The 22,085-nt window shown below is 44.7% G+C and carries 18 protein-coding genes; 15 read left to right on the plus strand and 3 right to left on the minus strand.

The annotated features are described in order from the left end of the window. Nucleotides 1-161 precede the first annotated feature (161 nt). Nucleotides 162-2,201 (minus strand): bifunctional diguanylate cyclase/phosphodiesterase, encoded by a 2,040-nt coding sequence (locus OW495_RS15795; protein WP_017108765.1) that lies wholly within the window; start codon nucleotides 2,199-2,201, stop codon nucleotides 162-164. 215 nt (nucleotides 2,202-2,416) lie between these two features. On the opposite strand from OW495_RS15795, the gene OW495_RS15800 reads away from it, so the two are divergent. The 12 genes from OW495_RS15800 (at nucleotide 2,417) to deoD (ending at nucleotide 13,685) form a co-directional block, all read left to right on the plus strand. Continuing rightward, the gene (locus OW495_RS15800) at nucleotides 2,417-2,986 is read left to right on the plus strand and encodes an SCP2 domain-containing protein (RefSeq protein ID WP_102306421.1); all 570 of its coding nucleotides are present in this window, start codon (nucleotides 2,417-2,419) and stop codon (nucleotides 2,984-2,986) included. Then, entirely contained in the window at nucleotides 2,970-3,473 is a 504-nt protein-coding gene (locus OW495_RS15805) for an N-acetyltransferase (protein WP_017106950.1), read from the plus strand. Before OW495_RS15800 ends, OW495_RS15805 begins: the two co-directional genes overlap by 17 nt. A 155-nt stretch (nucleotides 3,474-3,628) precedes the next feature. Then, a complete protein-coding gene (locus OW495_RS15810) occupies nucleotides 3,629-4,027 on the plus strand; it encodes a DNA polymerase III subunit psi (protein ID WP_102513076.1) in 399 nt (132 codons plus the stop codon). Further along, nucleotides 4,020-4,475: a ribosomal protein S18-alanine N-acetyltransferase gene (gene rimI / locus OW495_RS15815; RefSeq protein ID WP_076672201.1), complete on the plus strand. Its 456-nt coding sequence runs from the start codon at nucleotides 4,020-4,022 to the stop codon at nucleotides 4,473-4,475. Before OW495_RS15810 ends, rimI begins: the two co-directional genes overlap by 8 nt. Before the next feature lie 172 nt (nucleotides 4,476-4,647). Continuing rightward, a complete protein-coding gene (gene prfC, locus OW495_RS15820; protein ID WP_012604694.1) occupies nucleotides 4,648-6,228 on the plus strand; it encodes a peptide chain release factor 3 in 1,581 nt (526 codons plus the stop codon). 98 nt (nucleotides 6,229-6,326) lie between these two features. After that, on the plus strand, nucleotides 6,327-6,482 hold the full coding sequence (locus OW495_RS15825) for a DUF5363 family protein (RefSeq protein ID WP_009847525.1): 156 nt from the start codon (nucleotides 6,327-6,329) through the stop codon (nucleotides 6,480-6,482). Next, the gene (locus OW495_RS15830) at nucleotides 6,463-7,275 is read left to right on the plus strand and encodes a TatD family hydrolase (RefSeq protein ID WP_102513053.1); all 813 of its coding nucleotides are present in this window, start codon (nucleotides 6,463-6,465) and stop codon (nucleotides 7,273-7,275) included. The genes OW495_RS15825 and OW495_RS15830 overlap by 20 nt, the downstream gene beginning before the upstream one ends. 204 nt (nucleotides 7,276-7,479) lie before the next feature. Then, nucleotides 7,480-8,742, plus strand: a complete 1,263-nt coding sequence (locus OW495_RS15835) for a NupC/NupG family nucleoside CNT transporter (protein ID WP_017108773.1) — start codon at nucleotides 7,480-7,482, stop codon at nucleotides 8,740-8,742. A gap of 519 nt (nucleotides 8,743-9,261) precedes the next feature. Then, nucleotides 9,262-10,038: a deoxyribose-phosphate aldolase gene (gene deoC / locus OW495_RS15840; protein ID WP_099165247.1), complete on the plus strand. Its 777-nt coding sequence runs from the start codon at nucleotides 9,262-9,264 to the stop codon at nucleotides 10,036-10,038. A 238-nt stretch (nucleotides 10,039-10,276) separates the two neighbouring features. Beyond that, nucleotides 10,277-11,605: a thymidine phosphorylase gene (gene deoA, locus OW495_RS15845; RefSeq protein ID WP_029225893.1), complete on the plus strand. Its 1,329-nt coding sequence runs from the start codon at nucleotides 10,277-10,279 to the stop codon at nucleotides 11,603-11,605. A gap of 76 nt (nucleotides 11,606-11,681) precedes the next feature. Next, the gene (locus OW495_RS15850) at nucleotides 11,682-12,902 is read left to right on the plus strand and encodes a phosphopentomutase (protein WP_029223260.1); all 1,221 of its coding nucleotides are present in this window, start codon (nucleotides 11,682-11,684) and stop codon (nucleotides 12,900-12,902) included. Nucleotides 12,903-12,965: 63 nt separating this feature from the next. After that, nucleotides 12,966-13,685 (plus strand): purine-nucleoside phosphorylase, encoded by a 720-nt coding sequence (deoD, locus tag OW495_RS15855; protein ID WP_065103017.1) that lies wholly within the window; start codon nucleotides 12,966-12,968, stop codon nucleotides 13,683-13,685. A 220-nt stretch (nucleotides 13,686-13,905) separates the two neighbouring features. Here the strand turns inward: deoD and OW495_RS15860 are convergent, their stop codons facing one another. Next, the gene (locus OW495_RS15860) at nucleotides 13,906-14,517 is read right to left on the minus strand and encodes a YtjB family periplasmic protein (RefSeq protein WP_017108777.1); all 612 of its coding nucleotides are present in this window, start codon (nucleotides 14,515-14,517) and stop codon (nucleotides 13,906-13,908) included. Between the two features lie 109 nt (nucleotides 14,518-14,626). Here OW495_RS15860 and serB point away from each other — a divergent pair, with 109 nt between their 5' ends. Further along, nucleotides 14,627-15,607 carry a phosphoserine phosphatase gene (serB, locus tag OW495_RS15865; RefSeq protein ID WP_102279512.1) on the plus strand — a complete coding sequence of 327 codons (981 nt, stop codon included), beginning with the start codon at nucleotides 14,627-14,629 and terminating at the stop codon, nucleotides 15,605-15,607. A 126-nt stretch (nucleotides 15,608-15,733) separates the two neighbouring features. Here serB and OW495_RS15870 read toward each other — a convergent pair whose 3' ends face one another. After that, nucleotides 15,734-18,082 (minus strand): PilZ domain-containing protein, encoded by a 2,349-nt coding sequence (locus tag OW495_RS15870; RefSeq protein WP_017108779.1) that lies wholly within the window; start codon nucleotides 18,080-18,082, stop codon nucleotides 15,734-15,736. A gap of 161 nt (nucleotides 18,083-18,243) precedes the next feature. On the opposite strand from OW495_RS15870, the gene radA reads away from it, so the two are divergent. Both radA and fusA read left to right on the plus strand, forming a co-directional pair. Next, on the plus strand, nucleotides 18,244-19,626 hold the full coding sequence (gene radA, locus OW495_RS15875) for a DNA repair protein RadA (protein ID WP_017106963.1): 1,383 nt from the start codon (nucleotides 18,244-18,246) through the stop codon (nucleotides 19,624-19,626). A 234-nt stretch (nucleotides 19,627-19,860) separates the two neighbouring features. Further along, nucleotides 19,861-21,948 carry an elongation factor G gene (gene fusA, locus OW495_RS15880; RefSeq protein ID WP_017106964.1) on the plus strand — a complete coding sequence of 696 codons (2,088 nt, stop codon included), beginning with the start codon at nucleotides 19,861-19,863 and terminating at the stop codon, nucleotides 21,946-21,948. Nucleotides 21,949-22,085 lie beyond the last annotated feature (137 nt).

Here is a 22,085-nt window from a genome sequence, read left to right on the forward strand (position 1 = left end):
AATGAAATTGAAGCGAGCATTTTATGAAGAATTATGAATGACGGAATTGATGTAAGGCAGGTTTAGATGGATAAATCTGCTTTTACTCCGTTTGAGGTACTGACGAGTAGCCGTTTTATGTGTTGGTTTAGCTTTGAAGATGAGGTATTTGAAACGGTTAGCTAGTTCTTATGACGGCGGTTTTGTGCGAACAGTTCTTCGACGTCTTGTTTTGGTTGAGGACGATAGAAGTGGAAGCCTTGAATGGAACTACAGTTGAGGTTTGATAGAAGAGTCGCTTGCTCACTGGTTTCAACACCCTCTGCAACCACGGTTAAATCGAGAGACTTACCAAGGTTGATGATGTTTTCGATTACTGTAATTTGTTTCGGCAGAGTGTCGATATCAGAGATAAACGCACGGTCAATCTTAAGCTCATCAATAGGGAAGCGAGCTAGGTAAGACAGCGATGAATAGCCTGTACCAAAGTCATCAATGGACAAGGCGAATCCTAATTTCTTGATAGCGTTGAGCATTTGTAGCGTGTGTTCGCTGTCACTCATCACAGCACTTTCTGTCAGCTCAAACGTAATCGCGCTTGGGTCAAGCTCTGTTGAACGGAGTAGCTTTTCAACGTAATCAATCAGCTTTGGGTTACCAAACTGTTCTGGAGACAAGTTGATCGCCACTCGCCCAGGCAGGATACCTTGCATCTTCCAACGCTTAACCGTCGCAAATACTTCACGCATCACCACACGACCAAGCTGTTCGATAAGACCTGCACGTTCCGCTACTGGGATGAATGCGGCAGGGCTGATGTAGCCTTCAACTGGGTGCTTCCAACGAACCAGAGCTTCTGCGCCGTTGATGGTGAAATCACGGGCATTTACCTTTGGCTGATACCAAACCTCGAGTCCATTTTGTTGCAGTGCTTTTTGCAGCTCTATCTCAAGCCACAGTCGCATACGTGCTTCTTTGTTCATCTGTTCGTTGAACTTAATCAGACGATTACGACCACGATCTTTGGCTTCATACATCGCGGTATCAGCATTTTGCAGCAGGATACGTGCGTCTGTACCATCTTGAGGAAAGCTCACGCTGCCAATAGAACAAGCTAAGCGTTTACTGAAATGGTGAAGATCGAAGGGTTGATTGATCAGAGCGATGATCTTTTCAGATAAGGCTTCAGGTGTTCGTTGATGTTCCGGCTCGGGCAGGATGATACCAAACTCATCTCCGCCAAGGTGACCGACTACCGCTTGACGAGGAAGTAGGCGTTTTAGGCGAGATGCGACTTCTTTGATGACCTTATCACCGATGTGGTGACCCAGAGAGTCATTGATATTCTTGAAGTTATCAATGTCTAAGTAGAGCATCACAACGGGTGTATTGTTGTGAATGAATTGCTCAAGGCGCTTGGTAAATCCTACTCGATTGTAGAGTTTGGTGAGCGCATCAATATAGGCATCTTCACTGTTTGCCGGAGTAAACTGTTTTGCTGTTTCCTGTGCATCTTGGATAAGTACTAATTGTGTACTGTTTCCTAGCACCGCGGTCGAGTCGATATGAAGTTGAACCTTACGTTCAAAGCCACATCTAGCCCCTGTTAAACAAACCAAACCCGACTCGGAAATAATAGAACTCAGCCTATTGTTAAAGACAGTTTTGGTTTGTTCATCGATAAACAGACGACCCAGTTCTTCACCTAGCAACTCTGATGGTGAGTTGAAACCAAGTAATCTTGCTGCTGCAGGGTTAGATGACAAAATGTAGTCGTTCTCAACCAAAAGCAGCCCGTCTGGCAGCAGTTGAGAAAGCTTGTGGAACTTCGCTTCAGATTCTTCTAGAGAGCGAACGAGGACTTGATTTTCTGAGGTGTCAAAGGCATGAAATACGATGTAATCGGTTTTGTTGCCGTTAGTGAGGGGGGCAAGGCTGAAATGAAGGCTAGTATCTAGGTCGGTTTCGTTGAGAGTGACTTCCGCTTCGATCGCTTCACCATTGAATGCGCGCTCATAATACGGCTTTAGATGTTGGTAGAATTGCTCGCCTAAGGTTTGGCGATCATTCATGCCTGTAAGCTCAGTTTGAGTTAAACCAGCAATATCACAGTAACGCTCATTAACCATAAGGTAATTATGTTGAGCATCAAGAACTGCAAAAAAGAACGGACTGTTCGCAGTTAACTGAGTAAACCAATGTTGTAGTTGCTGGGGAGGCATCAAAGTACTACCAATTCTCCAAGAGCTTGAATATTCACTATAGATAAATACTTATTACTTGTGTGTAATTATTGGTATCTACCTGTGAGCGCAGCGATTCGCTGTAATTCTCATTACCTGAGTTACTATAACTGTGATTTTCAGGATATTAAAGGTCGAGTATCAAAGAGGAGTAAATTTGATACATAACAGTAACTGAGTTTTTAACATCATTTATGATGCATTCCATATTATTGACAAAGTTACGGATAAGTCACGTGATAAACAAGATTCGCACTCAACTAGTTCAAAATGCCGCATCAATTTTGCGATCTCCAGTCCAGTTATTGCCTAAAACAGTACAAAAAAGAGCCTTGTTGGAAGCGCTGAAAAGTGTATTCAAAGAAGCTCTAGAAGACGGTGACTTTGAGTTCCTTGAAGATAAGTGGCTTAAAGTTTCGATCAAGGATATGGGATTAAGTTGGTGTATTAGCTACCAAAATGAGCAACTAGTTGTAGCTGATAAAGAGGTTTCTGAAGATGTAAGCTTTAGCGGTAACCTTAATGATCTTGTGCTTATTGCAGGGCGTAAAGAAGACCCAGATACGCTTTTCTTCCAGCGTCGACTGTCGATTGAGGGTGATACTGAGCTCGGTTTAGAAGTCAAAAACTTGATGGATAGCGTAGATTTGGACTTATTGCCGACTCCGATGAAAACTTTGTTAAATCAATTAGCTGATTTTGTGCAGAAGGGAGTACAATCCCCAGATACACAAAGTGAGGTAATGAATGCTTATTCGAACTGAAGCACCGGCAGATATACTTGTCATTGATCGTTTATTGAAATCTGTTTTTGAAACGGATGCAGAAGCTAATTTGGTTATGAGCTTACGTGAGAATAGTCATTTAACCTTGTCGCTGGTGGCTTGTTCAGATGACGGTGAGGTGGTTGGTCACCTGATGTTTAGCCCTGTGACGCTTGATGGCGAAGACCATAACTGGCAAGGCCTGGCTCCTTTAGCGGTAAAAGCAGAGTGCAGAAACCAAGGCATCGCAAAATCTTTGGTTGAAGAAGCCTTCTCTACTTTGGTTGATTTTGGATACCCAGCCTGTGTTGTGCTCGGTGATCCTGCTTACTACGGTCGTTTTGGTTTTAAAGCCGCAAGTGAGTTTGGCTTTAGCTGCATTTGGGATGTGCCTGAAGGTGCCTTCCAAGCTATCGAGTTAGTCGACGGCGTACTTGCTGGCCATTCGGGTAAGATTGCTTATAGCCCTGAGTTTAACGACTTATAGGCCTTATTCACTAAGCAATATGATGCAAACTGATTTAGTCTAAATAAAGGAGCTTGATGCTCCTTTATTTTTTGTTAGTATCAGCCCCAATGAGCTTCTTTTCAGTTCGCTCTAACAAGACCAATACCAATAAACCTAAGGTTACACCGCTAGATATGTCACAAACACACGCACAATACCTGCAAGAGATGGGCATTAGCCAATGGGAGCTTAGTCATCCAGAGCGCTTGGCTGGCTACGAATCTGAATTGATTCCGCTATCGAGCGACTGCAAGTTACTATTGGTTTCTCCTGAAAAACCTCAGGAAGATCTCGCCGTGATGTTTGAACGCGTACTTAAAAGTATCAAGCTCGACTTATCTCAAGCTTTACACCTTCAACCGCAACACTTGTCTACTGTGGATTTAAGTTCGGTTGAATGGGTATGGTTTGCTGGTTGTGACTCTGCCCATGAACTGAAGGCAAAAACACTTCAATCTCCATTACTGTCTGACATTAACGGTAATAACCAACATCGCCGCGACTTATGGCAACAAATTTGTGCTTATGACTAATCAATTATTACCCACTTCAGAACAACACCTCGACGCTATTTGGCAGATTGAGCAGACCGCGCATTCTCATCCTTGGTCTGAAAACATGATTCGTGATCTTAATAGCCGTGGAGGCTGTCACCGTGTTTTAGAGGTGGACGGAGAGGTTGTCGGCTATTTTTATGCTCAGAACATTGTTGGTGAAGTGACTTTGCTTACGATAGCGGTTGACCCTAAGCAGCAAGGTAAAGGTTACGGCAAAGCTTTGGTTGAGCACTTTCTCGATATGTGTGAACAAGCTGACGCTGAGAGTGCTTGGCTGGAAGTTCGCGAAAGTAATGTGAATGCGTTTAATCTTTACGAGAAGGCTGGCTTTAATGAAGTTGACCGTCGTCGTAACTATTACCCAACCAAGCAAGGCAACGAAGATGCGATCATTATGAGCTATCTTTTCATGTCGTTTAGCTAGTCATGTTACGTTTTTTAGCCGACTAAATAACTAACCACAGAATTAGCCTCAAAATAGGGTGCAAACTGACCCTTTAGAAAGTGACACGCTTTCTGTATAATCCGCACACAGAATTCAAGGGCAAGTATTATCTACTTGCCCTTTTTACGCTTTAGATCAGCAAAGGGCGACTATGTCTTTCCAACAAGAAGTGAGCAAACGTAGAACGTTTGCAATTATCTCTCACCCGGATGCGGGTAAAACCACGATTACTGAAAAAGTTCTTTTATTCGGAAACGCGATTCAAAAAGCGGGTACCGTAAAAGGCCGTGGCTCTAACCAGCACGCTAAATCTGACTGGATGGAGATGGAAAAAGAACGTGGTATCTCGGTAACTACGTCTGTAATGCAATTCCCATACAACGATTGCCTAGTAAACCTACTCGATACTCCAGGACACGAAGATTTCTCGGAAGATACGTACCGTACACTAACAGCGGTTGACTCTTGTTTGATGGTTATCGATGCTGCAAAAGGTGTCGAAGATCGTACTCGTAAACTGATGGAAGTAACGCGTCTACGTGATACACCAATCGTAACGTTTATGAACAAACTTGACCGTGATGTTCGTGACCCAATGGAAGTGCTAGATGAAGTGGAAAGCGAGCTAGGTATGGCTTGTGCTCCAATCTCTTGGCCTATCGGTTGTGGTAAAGAGTTTAAAGGCGTTTACCACATTCACCGTGATGAAACGATTTTGTATGAATCTGGCCATGGCCATGAGATCCAAGAAGTTCGTATCATCAAAGGTCTAGATAACCCTGAACTAGACGAAGCTGTTGGCGAAGATCTGGCGAGCAGCGTTCGTGAAGAGCTTGAATTGGTTATTGGCGCATGTCCTGAGTTTGATCACGAACTGTTCCTTGCTGGCGAGTTGACTCCGGTTTACTTCGGTACTGCATTGGGTAACTTTGGTGTTGACCACATGCTTGATGGCCTAACTCGATGGGCTCCAGCACCTCAAACGCGTCAAGCGAATGAGCGTGATGTTGAAGCTACTGAAGAGAAGTTCTCTGGTTTCGTCTTTAAGATCCAAGCAAACATGGATCCAAAACACCGTGACCGTATCGCATTCATGCGTATCGTATCGGGTACTTACGACCAAGGTATGAAGATGAACCATGTTCGTACTGGTAAGAACGTGAGTATCTCAGATGCAGTAACCTTCATGGCGGGTGACCGTGCGCGTGCTGAAAAAGCATACGCTGGTGACATCATTGGTCTGCATAACCACGGCACAATCCAGATTGGCGATACCTTTACTCAAGGCGAAAGCTTGAAGTTCGCAGGTATTCCTAACTTTGCGCCTGAGCTATTCCGTCGTATCCGCTTGCGCGATCCACTGAAGCAGAAGCAACTTCTAAAAGGCTTGGTTCAGCTTTCTGAAGAGGGCGCGGTTCAAGTCTTCCGTCCTTTGCAAAATAACGATCTGATCGTTGGTGCGGTTGGTGTACTTCAGTTTGATGTGGTTGTAGCGCGCTTGAAAGCGGAATACAACGTTGAAGCGATTTACGAAGGTGTGAACGTTGCAACTGCACGTTGGGTTGAATGTGATGACGCTAAGAAACTAGAAGAGTTCAAACGTAAGAGCCAAGCTAACCTAGCGTTAGATGGTGGTGATAACCTGTCTTACATTGCACCGACTATGGTGAATTTGAACCTAGCTTCTGAACGTTTCCCAGAAGTTCAATTCCGAGCGACGCGCGAGCACTAATCGCTCTACGCTCTATTCGAGTTAAACAAAAACGTCTATTGTTCTGCAATAGGCGTTTTTTTATTCGTGTCATTTGAGGTTAGAGGCTTAAGGTAAGTATGTTCAGTTGGATAAAAGCTTGGATTAAGAAATACGATAAGTGGTGCGAAGAGCTTGGCTTAACGCCTGAAAATAAGCGCAGCTGCGTGGCTTATCGTCGTGATCCTCAAGGACAACAAACAGAGAGTAGGGAAGATGACACTAGAATTAAGTGAATTTCTGCTTTTTGATACTCATTGCCATGCGGATTTTGAGGCGTTTGAGCAAGGTTTTGCACTTGGTCAAAGTATTGATGGCTACCTTAAAGAGGCGGAACAAGCGCAAGTCGAAAAGTTAATCATCCCTTCTATTGGCCAAAGTAACTGGAGAAAGCTTGATGAAATCGCTCAATCTCACCCCAATATTTACTACGCATTAGGCTTCCATCCTTACTTTTTAGAGCAAGCGAAGGATGAGCAATTTTCGGAACTTCGCCAATTACTCTCTTCAAGAACGAGCCAATGTGTTGCGATAGGAGAGTGCGGACTCGACTTTTTTGTTGATGTAGATAGAGACAAGCAAGAGCGCTTTTTCATCCAACAAATGGAACTCGCGAAGGCATTTGAACTACCCTTAATCATCCATGAAAGGAACTCTTACAACCGAATTATTGAGCTAATAAAGCAGCACAAATTCACTTTGGGTGGCGTGATTCACGGCTTTTCGGGGAGTGAGCAGCAGGCTTTGGCGTGGATCAAGCTCGGTTTCTATATTGGCGTCGGTGGAACGATAACTTACCCAAGAGCGCAAAAAACGCGCACAACCATCGCTAAATTGCCCCTTGAATGCTTGGTGTTGGAAACGGATGCTCCCGACATGCCTGTGTACGGAAACCAAGGAAATGTTAACCATTCCAAATATTTAGTTACGATATTAAATGAACTTATTTTGCTTAGAAATGAGACAAAGCAATCGGTTGCAGCGCAAATATGGCAAAATAGCCATCGCGCATTCGGTATATGTGAATAAAATCGAGGGTTTTTGTTTATCGTTTGCGTAAATTGCATTGAGCTTGTGATTTGGCTCACATTTGCGTGTGAATGGTACATGAATCTTGTACGAAAGTGTGAGGATGGCATTACTTTATTAGTGGTCGCATGAGTATAATTGCCTCCGCTTTATAGCCCCATTTTGTAACACGCCAATAAATAACTAATAAGGAAGTCATAAACTATGAGCCTGTTTATGAGCCTCGTCGGAATGGTTGCACTGATTGCAATCGCAGTACTACTATCTGACAACCGCAAAGCTATTAATCTAAGAACAGTGGGTGGCGCTTTCGCTATCCAATTCGCACTTGGTGCATTCGTACTTTACATCCCTTGGGGTCGTGATCTACTTGCAGGTTTCTCTGCTGGTGTAGCAAACGTGATCGACTACGGTAAAGACGGTACTGGTTTCCTATTCGGCAGCCTAGTTAACTTCTCAGTTGACGGTATCGGTTTCATCTTTGCTTTCCAAGTACTACCAACTCTGATTTTCTTCTCTGCACTTATCTCTGTACTTTACTACATTGGTGTAATGCAAATTGTAATCAAAGTTCTTGGTGGTGGTCTTCAGAAAGCTCTAGGTACTTCTCGCGCCGAGTCTATGTCTGCAGCAGCAAACATTTTCGTTGGTCAAACAGAAGCACCTCTAGTTGTTCGTCCTTTTGTTCCTAAAATGACTAACTCTGAACTATTCGCAGTAATGTGTGGTGGTTTGGCTTCTGTAGCTGGTGGTGTACTAGCAGGTTACGCATCTATGGGTGTACCTCTAGAGTACCTAGTTGCAGCGTCATTCATGGCAGCACCTGGTGGTCTACTATTCGCTAAAATCATCAAGCCTGAAACAGATACGCCAGACGATAACATCGCTGACGAAATGGACGGTGGCGATGACAAACCAGCTAACGTTATCGACGCAGCAGCAGGTGGCGCATCAGTTGGTCTACAACTAGCTCTTAACGTTGGTGCAATGCTACTAGCATTCATCGGTCTAATTGCTCTAATCAACGGTATCCTTGGTGGCATCGGTGGTTGGTTCGGTATGGAACACCTAACTCTAGAACTTCTTCTAGGTTGGATCTTCGCACCGTTAGCATTCATCATTGGTGTTCCATGGGAAGAAGCAACTATCGCTGGTTCTTTCATTGGTCAGAAGACAGTTGTTAACGAATTCGTTGCATACCTAAACTTCGTACCATACATCGGTGAGAACGCTCAAATCGTTGAAGCGACTGGCCAAGTAATGTCTGTTAAGACTCAAGCAATTATCTCGTTCGCTCTATGTGGTTTCGCAAACCTTTCTTCAATTGCGATTCTTCTAGGTGGCCTAGGTGGTATTGCACCAAGCCGTCGCCACGACATCGCTCGTATGGGTGTTAAAGCGGTTATTGCTGGTACTCTATCTAACCTGATGGCAGCAACAATTGCTGGCTTCTTCCTGTCTTTCTAATTAGTTAGAAATCGATATATAGACGCCATAATAATATCGCCCCGTAGCAAGAAATTGCTGCGGGGCTTTTTTGTTTTTAGGCCCCATGATTTTTGCAAGAGCATGAACATATGCTCGGAGTCGAAAATGGGTCTAGAATGTTTTTTTGAGATACAAACCGTTTGCGTTCTAAGGAGCACTACAATTTATTGATGGATACCTATAATGTATAAGCTTAAGGGATAGGATATCTCTGTTGGCAAGAAAGTAACCGCTTGGATTTATCTAAGGTTATTCTTCTGGGATTAAGCCAAACTTAGCGATACGCTATAGATGTTAGACACAACATGACTGATTTGTTGTGCCATAGACCAAACTGGTACTGTGCGGTGACAAGGATTGCAATTGGTAGCGAAAGTTATCAAGTCTTCAGGGAACCAAGTCCGTTCATTTGTGGCTACTGAGCATTTTTAATTATCCATCTATACTGGATGGGTGGCGAAGTAGTTAACTATTTGAATATATTGATCGGAGATAGAAATGAGCGATTTAAAAGCAGCAGCTCTACGTGCACTTAAACTTATGGACCTAACGACGCTAAATGACGACGATACTACTGAGAAAGTAGTGGCGCTTTGTCATGACGCGAAGACTGCAGTTGGCAACACCGCTGCAATCTGTATTTACCCTCGCTTTATCCCAGCCGCTAAGAAAGCGTTGCGTGAGCAAGGTACTCCAGAAGTACGCATTGCGACTGTAACTAACTTCCCTCATGGTAATGACGACATCGAAATTGCTGTTGCAGAAACAAAAGCAGCGGTAGCGTACGGCGCAGACGAAGTTGACGTAGTATTCCCATACCGTGCTCTTATTGCTGGCAACGAAGAAGTTGGCTTTGAGCTAGTTAAACAATGTAAAGCAGCTTGTGGTGACATCACGCTTAAAGTGATCATCGAAACTGGTGAACTAAAAGAAGAAGCACTGATCAAGAAAGCTTCTCAAATCTGTATCGAAGCGGGTGCAAATTTCATCAAGACTTCAACAGGTAAAGTGCCAGTAAACGCAACTCCTGAGTTCGCGCGCATGATGCTTGAAGTTATTCGTGACATGGGCGTTGCTAAAACAGTTGGTTTCAAACCCGCTGGTGGCGTTCGTACAGCTGAAGATGCTCAAGCTTACCTAGCAATGGCTGATGAGCTACTAGGCGCTGAGTGGGCAGACAACATGCACTACCGTTTTGGTGCTTCAAGCCTACTGACTAACCTTCTTAATACATTAGAAGTGACAGACCAAACTGCTGATCCAGCAGCATACTAATTTACTCGTCATATTTGACGCCGCAGCGTTGTTGACTGCGTAAGTTCACCGGTTCGCCGGCCGTCCTAATCACATAGAGCCTCTATGTTCATAGGAATGAACTCACTGGCCGCCTAGCTGCAACGCCAAATATTTAGAGTACTGATAATAACAAGTCTGTTTGATGGAGTGGCGTTAAGTCACTCCATATTACCTCTTTATCCTACAACCATACTCGCTCAGAGTTTGGGAGGCACTAATGTATCTACCTCAAGAAATTATTCGCAGAAAACGTGATAACGAAGTACTGACCACAGAAGAAATTAACTTCTTCATCCAAGGTGTCGCTAAAAACACGGTTTCTGAAGGCCAAATTGCTGCATTCGCAATGGCTATCTTTTTTAATGAAATGACGATGCCAGAACGTATCGCACTAACATGTGCAATGCGCGATTCAGGCATGGTGATTGATTGGAGCCACATGAATTTTGATGGCCCAATCGTTGATAAACACTCTACTGGTGGTGTTGGTGATGTAACCTCTTTGATGCTTGGTCCTATGGTGGCAGCATGTGGCGGTTTCGTTCCAATGATCTCTGGTCGTGGTTTAGGCCACACTGGCGGTACGCTAGACAAGCTAGAATCTATCCCTGGTTACAACATTACACCCACCAACGATGTGTTTGGTGCAGTAACCAAAGAAGCTGGCGTGGCGATTATTGGCCAAACGGGCGACCTAGCACCGGCTGATAAGCGCGTTTACGCGACTCGTGATATCACAGCAACCGTAGATAACATCTCGCTAATCACTGCTTCAATCCTATCTAAGAAATTGGCTGCTGGCCTTGATTCTCTTGTGATGGACGTAAAAGTCGGTTCAGGCGCATTCATGCCAACGTATGAAGCCTCTGAAGAACTAGCGAAATCTATCGTTGCAGTAGCAAACGGTGCAGGCACTAAAACAACAGCAATCCTAACCGACATGAACCAAGTTCTGGCTTCTTCAGCGGGTAACGCAGTCGAAGTACGTGAAGCGGTTCAATTCCTAACTGGCGAATACCGCAACCCACGCTTGTTGGAAATCACGCTAGCGTCTTGCGCGGAAATGTTGGTGCTGGGTAACCTAGCAAAAGATTCAGATGAAGCGCGTGAAAAACTGATGGCAGTACTGGATAACGGTAAAGCAGCAGAGTGCTTCGGTAAGATGGTAGCGGGCCTTGGTGGTCCAGCAGATTTCGTAACGAACTACGATAACTACCTAGAAAAAGCAGAAATTGTTAAACCAGTGTACGCACTCGAAAGCGGTGTAGTATCAGCGATGGATACGCGTGCAATTGGTATGGCTGTCGTTGGTATGGGCGGTGGTCGCCGCGTAGCAACAGACAGCATTGATTACGCAGTCGGTTTTGATAGCTTCATTCGCCTTGGCGAAGTAGCAAGTGACGATAAACCATTAGCAATGATTCATGCTCGCAATGAACAACAGTGGCAAGAAGCTGCGACGGCATTACAAAATGCAATCACTGTGGGCGGAGAATATACAGCAACGCCAGACGTTTACCGTCAGATTCGTTCTGAAGACGTGTAAATAACAGATATCGGTATACCTCGTGTATACCGATAAACAGAGTTCTGGTGCAAAGAGCAATAAGTTGGTGAAGAAAATGAAAAGAGCATTTATTTTAGTTTTAGATTCATTCGGTATCGGTGAAACAGCAGATGCTGACACATTCGGCGATGTAGGTTCGGATACAATGGGTCACATTGCTGACCATTGTGATCAAGGTCTTGCAGATAACGCGGATCGAAAAGGTCCACTAACGCTGCCAAACCTGTCTAAGCTAGGTTTAGCGATGGCTCACAAAGAGTCTACAGGTCGCTTTGCTCCTGGTATGGATGCAGACGCTGAGATCATTGGCGCTTACGGTCACGCTGCTGAGCTGTCTTCTGGTAAAGACACGCCATCAGGTCACTGGGAAATCGCAGGTGTTCCTGTACTGTTTGACTGGGGCTACTTCACCGACAAAGAGAACAGCTTTCCAAAAGAACTGACTGACCGCATCCTTGAGCGTGCTGGTTTATCTGACTTCTTAGGTAACTGCCACTCATCGGGTACAGAAATCCTAGATAACCTAGGTGAAGAACATATGAAGACTGGCCTGCCAATCTTCTACACTTCTGCAGACTCTGTTTTCCAGATCGCTTGTCACGAAGAGACATTCGGCCTACAAAACCTATTAGACCTTTGTCAGATTGCTCGTGAAGAGCTAGCTGACTACAACATTGGTCGTGTTATCGCTCGTCCGTTTATTGGTGCTGGTAAAGGTCAATTCGAACGTACTGGTAACCGTCGCGATCTTTCTGTGGAGCCGCCAGCGGCAACTATTCTTCAGAAGCTGGTTGATGAGAAGGGCGGCAACGTTCACTCAATCGGTAAGATCTCTGATATCTACGCGGGTTGTGGTATCACTCAGAAAACCAAAGCAACAGGTATCCCTGCACTATTTGAAGCAACCAAAGAAGCGATCACTGAAGCGGGCGACAACACTATCGTGTTCACTAACTTCGTTGATTTCGACTCAGCATACGGCCACCGTCGTGATGTTGCCGGTTACGCAGCGGCACTTGAGTACTTCGATGGTCGCATCAATGAAATCATCGATATGATGAAAGAAGATGATGTGCTTATCCTAACGGCAGACCACGGTTGTGACCCAACATGGCCGGGTTCAGACCATACTCGTGAGCATATTCCAGTGATTGTTTACGGTAACAAGGTCCCAGCTGGCTCTCTAGGCCGTCGCGATACCTTCGCTGATATCGGTCAAAGCTTAGCGTCATACTTTGGCACATCGCCAATGGGATACGGTACAAGCTTTTTATAATAGTTAGCTAGAGAGAGGGAAACCTCTCTCTTCTTTTTTGTTTTGAGATTAAGGATATTTTCAATGGCTACTCCACATATTAATGCTGAAATGGGTGATTTCGCTGACGTAGTTCTAATGCCAGGCGATCCACTACGTGCTAAATACATTGCTGAAACCTTCTTAGAAGAAGTGGTTCAGGTGTGTGATGTTCGTAATATGTTTGGTTACACCGGTACTTATAAAGGTCGTAAGGTTTCGGTAATGGGACATGGTATGGGCATTCCATCTTGTTCTATTTACGCGACTGAACTGATCAAAGACTTTGGTGTAAAGAAGATCATTCGTGTCGGCAGTTGTGGTGCAGTGAGCGAAGATATCAAAGTGCGTGATGTGGTGATCGGCATGGGCGCATGTACTGACTCTAAAGTGAACCGTATTCGCTTTAAAGGTCATGACTTTGCGGCTATCGCAGATTACAAAATGGTGCGCGCAGCAGAAGATGCAGCCAAAGCTCGTGGTGTCGACGTCAAAGTTGGCAACCTTTTCTCTGCTGAACTGTTTTACACGCCAGATCCTGACATGTTCGAAGTGATGGACAAATACGGCATTGTTGGCGTAGAGATGGAAGCGGCAGGTATCTACGGTGTGTGTGCTGAATACGGCGCAAAAGCTCTGACGATTTGTACTGTTTCTGATCACATCAAAACCGGTGAGCAAACCACATCTGATGAACGTCAAACGACCTTCAATGACATGATGATTATTGCTCTCGACTCAGTGCTGCTTGGCGACCAAGAATAATTATTTTGCTATAGCTTGATAAGCTAACAGATAACAAAAAGCCCCGTCGCTGCCTGAGCGTCGGGGCTTTTTATTGGTAATGATTTATTACTGAGTGCTATTTCTTGATTTCTCGAAAGCTATGTGATTTCAATCGAAATAAATCATTTTGCCTAATTCGAGGTTTTTATTTCATGATTCCAAGGTCAAAAGCCCAAGGTCTAAGGCTCTATGAGAGAGCTTATGAGTTTGCATTCTTAAGCAGTAAGTTCTCACCAGACTTGGTTTTTCTTCTACGAATGAGCATGACGAACAGCACACCACTGACAAACCCCATCAAGACCATGCCGATCATGTAGCGATCGCTCTTACGGTAATGGTGATCAGAAATCGCCGTCATTTTTCCTGTTTCAAAAGTCACTCGAATAAAGCCGATGATCGTTTTTTCTGGCGAGTAGATAGGTTCAACTAATTGCTGCCTGCCGATACTTGCTGTTGAAAGTGGCGTGTCTAAGCCCAGAACTTCGCGTACCGAGAGTGCTTTTTCGCTCGAAGCCAGTCGAATCCCCTCTGCATCATAGATGGTGGTATCGAATACCAGTCGATCTTGAGAAAGCTGATTAGTCAGTTCAAGCAGTCGTTCTTGATCTTGTTGGGTGATCGCTTTGCTGGCCGAAAGCGAGGCTTGCGAGATAAGTAATTTAGTCAGCGTCTCTAGCTGCTTTGCTTGGATTTTCTCGTTACCTTTACTGATCACGACCGTATTTTTAATCGTTACAACGAACATAGTAGCCAGCAAAATGAGGGCTAGCATTCGTAAAGCGTTACGTATTGAGAACAATGATTCATTCATGTTTCACGAAGCCTGAAATAAACAAATGTTATGATTAAGACATATTGAGACTTGCGTTTTCAAATTGCAATAGGTTAACGTTTAGCATAGTTAATTAGGAATCATACACATGGACGCTCAGAAATATCTGCCGATTAAAAGGCATACAACATTATTAACTCGACTCCCCGAGACTCGTTTCGCTTCTCAACTCGCTAAAGCCAAAGCCAACTGGATTGTATTCGGCGAGTACTTGTCTCCTCAATCTTTTGATGACATCGACTTTTTCACAGGCACTTACAACACCATTCTTGATACGTGGAAAGTTGGGCATTATGAAGTGGCGCTGATGTCTGGAAACTTAACCCCAGCACACGAAGAAATCCTACAGGCCTTAAAGCTTGATTATGCTTGCCTTAGCGAGGTCCCAGACTTATCTAAGCCAGGTTTGATTGTGATGGATATGGATTCCACAGCGATTCAAATTGAATGTATTGATGAAATAGCAAAGTTAGCGGGTGTTGGAGAGTTAGTCTCTGAGATCACGGAGCGAGCGATGCAAGGTGAACTCGACTTTGAACAGAGCTTACGCCAGCGAGTCGGCGCACTTAAAGGTGCTGATGAAGCTATCTTAGAACAAGTTCGTCAGTCACTGCCTTTCATGCCTGACTTAGTAGAACTCGTGAACACACTGAATAAGCTGGGTTGGAAAACGGCGATTGCGTCTGGTGGTTTCACATACTTCTCTGATTACTTAAAAGATACGCTTGAGCTTGACCATGCTCAGTCAAATACTCTCGAAATCGTTAGCGGCAAACTGACAGGCGAAGTGTTAGGTGATGTTGTTTCGGCGCAGACCAAAGCGGATATCTTGGTAGAACTTGCTGAAGAGTATGAGCTGGAACTGCACAACACCGTTGCAGTAGGTGATGGTGCCAATGATTTGGTGATGATGCGATCTGCGGGTTTAGGCATTGCCTATCATGCGAAACCTAAAGTAGAGCAACAAGCTCAAACCGCTGTGCGTTACGCGGGTTTAGGAGGCGTGCTGTGTATCTTGTCTGGCGTATTAGCTAAGCAGCAAAAAATCAGCTGGCAAGCGAAGCCTTAGTCATCTTCGTTAAGCGCGAAACAAGAGCGCATTTACAACGGACACAAAAAAGCAGGCGATGAGCCTGCTTTTTTATTTTTGTCTCTGGAACATGGATGACTTAGGCCGATAGTCCAGAGGCTTTGATTAGCGAGTCAGCTCTAATCGAATCAGCACTTCATCAGTAATATCTTCTATCTCGCCATAGCCGATAAAAGCGGTAATTTCGTTCTCTAGTTTTTTCGCTTGATGCATACTGATTCGAGATAACTCTTCTAAGTCTGACTGGAACAAGCTGGTCAAAGGATTGAAGATAGGCGCTGTCGTAACTCGCAATACATACACATCACCTAAATGTTGTGCCTTCTTAATGAATAAGATGCGCTCTTTTGCAGACGCGAAATCTTTGACCAATTTAGTGTGTACAGATTGGATCTTGTCGCCAAATTTAACCGCAGCAATGTACACATCATGATGTTTAGGCTCGGCACCTTGAATCTTTTTCAGTGGCTCCGCCAATAGCGAATTAGAGTGGCCTTTGAAAATCGGTTCCAGTGAAAACTTTTGGTTGTGACCAAGCTTAGCGAGCAGCGCTAGATGCTTATTCAGCGGGAAGTTCACACCAATAATCTTACAACGTAGTGTTGAGCTTGGTTTATCAATGAATATTGGGTTACTGACCATCTTGCTCAACAGAATATTATGCAGAGATTCAAGGAGCGAGTGGGTTGGCAATATCTCTTGTTTCTTAACCAGTTTGCTTTGGTTTTGATCGATCAGGCCATTTAAGAATGCGATGGTACGCATTGTTTTGGCGTTCTCAGCGATAACCAATTGCACATTACGACCGTTGGGGCTTACTCGAATAACATGATAAGGAACCGTACTGAGCGGTAGCTTTTTGTCATAGAGTTGCAGCTCATTGAAGTTCACCAACACAGGGTCATTAATCTTCAAAACCATTGGGTGTTCAAGGGTAACGCTAAGACCACGTTTAGAAATGTCTAAGGTGTTTCCATTCGCAGCCGCTCCGTCTTGAGAGGTCAGTTGCAGCGGCGATTTAAATTGGTATCTCGGTTCTTTACGGCGAGTTTGAGAGTCAAAGTAGATACTTTGAATATTGCCTACTACAGAACGCGGGTGACGGAAGCGGTTCAGTTCACTGCTTGGAATGCGCGGTTTTTCACTCAATAGATAGTCAGCCGCGCTTTCGTGGTCGCCAATCTCTTGCAAGATTCCACAATGCGTCAGTTGTGCTGAGCTTTGAGCCAGCGTATCCGAGTGCTTGGCTAAGGCTTGTCTTTCGGTATCCGATAGTTCGAATACCGAGAACTTAAACGCTTTCCAACTGGTGCGTTTGCCACCTATGTGCCAAAACAGCTGTCTTTGTTCACGAGAGGCTTCTGGTAGCATCATCGAATAGAACAAAGTCTTATTTTGATGTTCATGAGTAAACGAATAGATGACGTTACTTGTGCCTTTAACGCCAGGCTTAGCAAGCAGGTTCATGCGTTGCTCGTTAAATAGAGTCCCTAGCGCTTGCTGGTTTCGCTCATCATGCCAGTATTGCCACAATGGATGGTTATTATCGGTTAGCAATGCCAGTTTAAGTTCGCTACCACTGAAGAACAGCGGAAGGTTGCAGGTGTGTTTGAGATAGGTATGTTCGATGCCTCGAGTACGAGTTCGAATAAAACGGTCTTGATTCTCGTGACTGGTTTTCTTGCTAGAGCTATTCAAAGATTCATCAAGCAAGCGAGCAACGAGGCTTGAATCGCCAATCTTGATCGTTCTCAGGAACTTAACGGCATTATTTTCGTAAGACTCGTCAATGCCCAGCACTCGAAACTCCACGATGTCGTTGCTGTCTGTCTCCAAAGACTTCTCAACAAGCTCTGTGAATTTTACTTCAATGATTTCGCCAAGGTTATATCTAAAGGCACTTGGTACTTTGAATTTGGCACCCGAAGGCGAAATGTCGACTGTCACACCGTGTAGGCTTTGACCTTTAGATGTGGTGATCTCAACCTGAGAGCTGATCTTGAGTCGGTTTTCTTGACGTTTTAGGTCATAGCCTAGGTTGATGGCTTCGGCTTCATAAGGGCTATTCGCACTGGTGATGTCGTTGTTGTCTTGGGAAGACGTTTTAACAATATTACGAAGCGGCTGAGTTCGCGGGGTCATGACTAGCTCCCACGTGCCTTCGGTATAGCCTTTAAATTTTTTGGTACCACGCTGATACGCATTTAACGCAATATCATCAAGCCAGTGTTTACGTCCATCGAGAGTAAATTGACGGCACTCATTATCAATACGTCCGCGTAAATCAATGCTCTTTGTACACGGAGCCATGATACGATTCAGTTCCATTTTAACGAGCAATTTCAGAGACGGGGATTCACCTTCTGTCATTTGAGAAAGAAGGAAGTCGAAATCCTCAGCGTGATAGGCTGGGATGAGTCGCTCTGCTACAGATAGAATTTCAGATTGCTGCATACTTTTCTTGTTAGAATGGACGGTACGTTAATGTTATCGACTAGTTTAAATCGATCTTTAAGTATAAGTGGTATGACTGCAACTTTTATTTTCACCCGTACGGTCAAATAAGTCACAAATTGACAACATCATTGTGTAACTGAGTAAATTATTGAGGTTTTATGGCTAAGGCAAAACGAGCTTATGTGTGTAATGACTGTGGTGCTGACTTTCCGCGTTGGCAGGGACAGTGCAATGCATGTGGTGCTTGGAACACGATTACAGAAGTTAGGCTAGCGGCTTCACCTCAAGTTGCGCGTAATGAACGACTCAGTGGTGGTTACGCGGGTGGCACAACGGAATCTTCGGTTCAAACACTCTCTGAGATTGACCTGCAAGAAGTCCCTCGCTTTAGTAGCGGCTTCAAAGAGCTCGACCGTGTACTTGGTGGCGGTGTCGTTCCTGGCGCTGCGATTCTGATCGGTGGTAATCCCGGTGCAGGTAAATCAACCCTGTTACTGCAGACCATGTGTCAGCTTTCTTCGCAATTACCGACTCTCTATGTCACTGGGGAAGAATCCTTACAGCAGGTAGCGATGCGTGCCTCTCGGCTTGGCTTACCAAAAGAGCACCTAAAAATGCTCTCTGAAACCAACGTAGACAAAATCTGTCAGGTCGCCGAGAAAGAGCAACCTAAGATAATGGTTATCGACTCGATCCAAGTTATGCATGTCGCTGATGTTCAATCATCGCCAGGCAGTGTTGCTCAAGTTCGTGAGTCAGCAACCGCACTAACGCGCTATGCGAAACAGAATAACGTTGCTGTGTTCTTAGTTGGACATGTAACTAAAGACGGTACACTGGCTGGCCCTAAGGTACTTGAGCACATTATTGACTGTTCCGTGTTGTTAGATGGCGGAACCGATAGCCGCTTTAGAACGCTGCGCAGTCACAAGAACCGTTTTGGTGCGGTGAATGAGCTTGGTGTGTTTGCGATGACAGGTCAAGGCCTTAAAGAAGTCAGCAACCCATCCGCTATTTTCTTGTCTCGCGGTGAAGAAGAAACCTCAGGCAGTTCAGTGATGGTGGTTTGGGAAGGGACGCGTCCACTTCTTGTTGAAATCCAAGCGCTGGTGGACTATTCGCAGCTGGCAAACCCGCGTCGTGTCGCGGTTGGTCTTGAGCAAAATCGACTGTCATTGTTATTAGCAGTGCTGCATAAACATGGCGGCTTACAAATGGCTGACCAAGATGTGTTTGTGAATGTCGTTGGTGGTGTTAAAGTAACCGAAACCAGCGCAGATCTAGCATTAGTGATGGCATTACTTTCTAGCTTTAGAGACCGAGCACTACCGAAAGATGTGGTTGTGTTTGGTGAAGTAGGCCTTGCGGGTGAGATTCGACCAGTACCAAGTGGACAAGAGCGTTTGAATGAAGCGTTTAAGCATGGTTTTAAGAGGGCGATAGTGCCTGCTGCGAACATGCCTAAAGGCGGCATTCCTGGAATGCAGATCCACGGGGTCAAAAAATTATCAGAGGCAATTAATGCTTTTGATGAGTTGTAATTGAGCTCACTTCAGCTACTCTATACAGCAGAAAATCAGTCTAACTTGAACGCTAATTGCGCTTTAGGTTAGCACTAAACCTAACAATCATTTAGATTGTTTCTACAGATTGCCTTTTCGTTTTTGTTACGAAAAGGCAAAGTTTTTTAGTCCCAAATGCATGCAAAGCTATCAGTCCTCACAGATTGTGATATACTCTGCGCGCATTTTATATCCTATTAACAGAGTAAGACAATGGCAGATTTATCGAAATACAGAAACATTGGTATTTTCGCGCACGTTGATGCGGGTAAAACAACTACCACTGAGCGTATCCTTAAGCTAACTGGTCAGATCCACAAGACTGGTGAAGTACATGATGGCGAATCAACTACTGACTTCATGGAACAGGAAGCTGAGCGCGGAATTACTATCCAATCAGCAGCTGTAAGCTGTTTCTGGAACGGTCACCGTCTAAACGTTATCGATACTCCTGGACACGTTGACTTCACAGTTGAAGTATACCGTTCTCTTAAAGTACTTGATGGCGGTATCGGTGTATTCTGTGGTTCTGGTGGTGTTGAACCACAATCAGAAACTAACTGGCGCTACGCTAACGAATCAGAAGTATCTCGTCTGATCTTCGTTAACAAACTAGACCGTATGGGTGCAGATTTCTACAACGTTGTTGACCAAGTTAAAAACGTTCTAGGCGCAACTCCTCTAGTTATGGTTCTACCAATCGGCCGCGAAGATGAATTCGTGGGTGTTGTAGACCTTCTAAGCCGTAAAGCATACGTTTGGGATGACACTGGTCTTCCTGAAAACTACGAAATCCTAGATGTTCCTGCGGACATGGTAGACGACGTAGAGCAATACCGTGAAGAGCTAATCGAAACTGCTGTAGAGCAAGACGATGACCTAATGGAAGCTTACATGGAAGGTGAAGAGCCTTCTATCGAAGACATCAAGCGTTGTATCCGTAAAGGTACTCGTGACCTAGCGTTCTTCCCGACTTACTGTGGTTCTGCATTCAAGAACAAGGGTGTTCAAATCATCCTTGACGCTGTTGTAGATTACCTACCTTCTCCAACTGAAGTTGATCCTCAACCTCTAATGGACGAGAACGGTGAAGAAACTGGTAAGCACGCTATCGTTTCTACTGAAGAAACGTTTAAAGCTCTTGCATTCAAAATCATGGATGACCGTTTCGGTGCTCTAACTTTCGTTCGTATTTACTCTGGTAAATTGAACAAAGGCGACACGATTCTTAACTCATTCACAGGTAAAACTGAGCGTGTTGGCCGTATGGTTGAGATGCAAGCTGATGACCGTAACGAACTAACTAGCGCACAAGCTGGTGACATCATTGCGATCGTTGGTATGAAGAACGTGCAAACAGGTCACACTCTATGTGATCCTAAAGATCAAGTAACGCTTGAGCCAATGGTTTTCCCAACTCCAGTAATCTCTATCGCTGTATCTCCAAAAGATAAAGGCGGTTCTGAGAAAATGGGTATCGCGATCGGTAAAATGGTTGCAGAAGATCCATCTTTCCAAGTTGAAACTGACGAAGAAACTGGCGAAACTATCCTGAAAGGTATGGGTGAGCTTCACCTAGACATCAAGGTAGATATCCTTAAGCGTACTTACGGCGTTGACCTAACAGTTGGTGCTCCTCAAGTTGCTTACCGTGAAACTATCACTCAAGCAATTGAAGATAGCTACACGCATAAGAAACAGTCTGGTGGTTCTGGTCAATTCGGTAAGATCGATTACCGTATCAAGCCTGGCGAACCTGGTTCTGGCTTTACGTTCTCTTCAAAAGTTGTTGGCGGTAACGTACCTAAAGAATTCTGGCCTGCTGTTGAGAAAGGCTTTGCTGGCATGATGGAAAACGGCGTACTAGCTGGCTTCCCTACGCTAGACGTTGAAGTTGAACTTTACGATGGTGGTTTCCACGCAGTCGATTCATCTGCAATCGCATTTGAAATCGCAGCGAAAGGTGCATTCCGTCAATCTATGCCTAAAGCTGGCGCGCAACTTCTTGAGCCAATCATGAACGTTGACGTATTTACTCCAGAAGATCACGTTGGTGATGTTATCGGTGACCTTAACCGTCGTCGTGGCATGATCAAAGATCAACAAGCTGGCGTAACTGGCGTTCGTATTAAAGCTGACGTACCACTTTCAGAAATGTTTGGTTACATCGGTCACCTACGTACAATTACTTCAGGCCGTGGCCAATTCTCTATGGAATTCGCACAGTACTCTCCATGTCCAATGAACGTGGCAGAAGAAGTAATCGCTAAAGTTAAAGCAGAAAAAGAAGCTGGTAAGTAATTAGCCCTTTTCTAAATTAACTAAAAAAGCCCCGCAAGTGAAAGCTTGCGGGGCTTTTTGTTACTTGTAACATACTGCGAGATGCGAGATGCGAGATGCGAGATGCGAGATGCGAGATGCGAGATGCGAGATGCGAG

It is taken from the genome of Vibrio sp. 14N.309.X.WAT.E.F5 (assembly GCF_030397615.1).
In the GTDB taxonomy this organism is placed as follows: domain Bacteria; phylum Pseudomonadota; class Gammaproteobacteria; order Enterobacterales; family Vibrionaceae; genus Vibrio; species Vibrio lentus.

Bases quoted from the DNA above. Each gene is read 5' to 3' on its own strand.
- OW495_RS15795 (WP_017108765.1), bottom strand. From the start codon at position 2,201: ATGCCTCCCCAGCAACTACAACATTGGTTTACTCAGTTAACTGCGAAC.
- OW495_RS15800 (WP_102306421.1), top strand. From the start codon at position 2,417: ATGATGCATTCCATATTATTGACAAAGTTACGGATAAGTCACGTGATA.
- OW495_RS15805 (WP_017106950.1), top strand. From the start codon at position 2,970: ATGCTTATTCGAACTGAAGCACCGGCAGATATACTTGTCATTGATCGT.
- OW495_RS15810 (WP_102513076.1), top strand. From the start codon at position 3,629: ATGTCACAAACACACGCACAATACCTGCAAGAGATGGGCATTAGCCAA.
- rimI (WP_076672201.1), top strand. From the start codon at position 4,020: ATGACTAATCAATTATTACCCACTTCAGAACAACACCTCGACGCTATT.
- prfC (WP_012604694.1), top strand. From the start codon at position 4,648: ATGTCTTTCCAACAAGAAGTGAGCAAACGTAGAACGTTTGCAATTATC.
- OW495_RS15825 (WP_009847525.1), top strand. From the start codon at position 6,327: ATGTTCAGTTGGATAAAAGCTTGGATTAAGAAATACGATAAGTGGTGC.
- OW495_RS15830 (WP_102513053.1), top strand. From the start codon at position 6,463: ATGACACTAGAATTAAGTGAATTTCTGCTTTTTGATACTCATTGCCAT.
- OW495_RS15835 (WP_017108773.1), top strand. From the start codon at position 7,480: ATGAGCCTGTTTATGAGCCTCGTCGGAATGGTTGCACTGATTGCAATC.
- deoC (WP_099165247.1), top strand. From the start codon at position 9,262: ATGAGCGATTTAAAAGCAGCAGCTCTACGTGCACTTAAACTTATGGAC.
- deoA (WP_029225893.1), top strand. From the start codon at position 10,277: ATGTATCTACCTCAAGAAATTATTCGCAGAAAACGTGATAACGAAGTA.
- OW495_RS15850 (WP_029223260.1), top strand. From the start codon at position 11,682: ATGAAAAGAGCATTTATTTTAGTTTTAGATTCATTCGGTATCGGTGAA.
- deoD (WP_065103017.1), top strand. From the start codon at position 12,966: ATGGCTACTCCACATATTAATGCTGAAATGGGTGATTTCGCTGACGTA.
- OW495_RS15860 (WP_017108777.1), bottom strand. From the start codon at position 14,517: ATGAATGAATCATTGTTCTCAATACGTAACGCTTTACGAATGCTAGCC.
- serB (WP_102279512.1), top strand. From the start codon at position 14,627: ATGGACGCTCAGAAATATCTGCCGATTAAAAGGCATACAACATTATTA.
- OW495_RS15870 (WP_017108779.1), bottom strand. From the start codon at position 18,082: ATGCAGCAATCTGAAATTCTATCTGTAGCAGAGCGACTCATCCCAGCC.
- radA (WP_017106963.1), top strand. From the start codon at position 18,244: ATGGCTAAGGCAAAACGAGCTTATGTGTGTAATGACTGTGGTGCTGAC.
- fusA (WP_017106964.1), top strand. From the start codon at position 19,861: ATGGCAGATTTATCGAAATACAGAAACATTGGTATTTTCGCGCACGTT.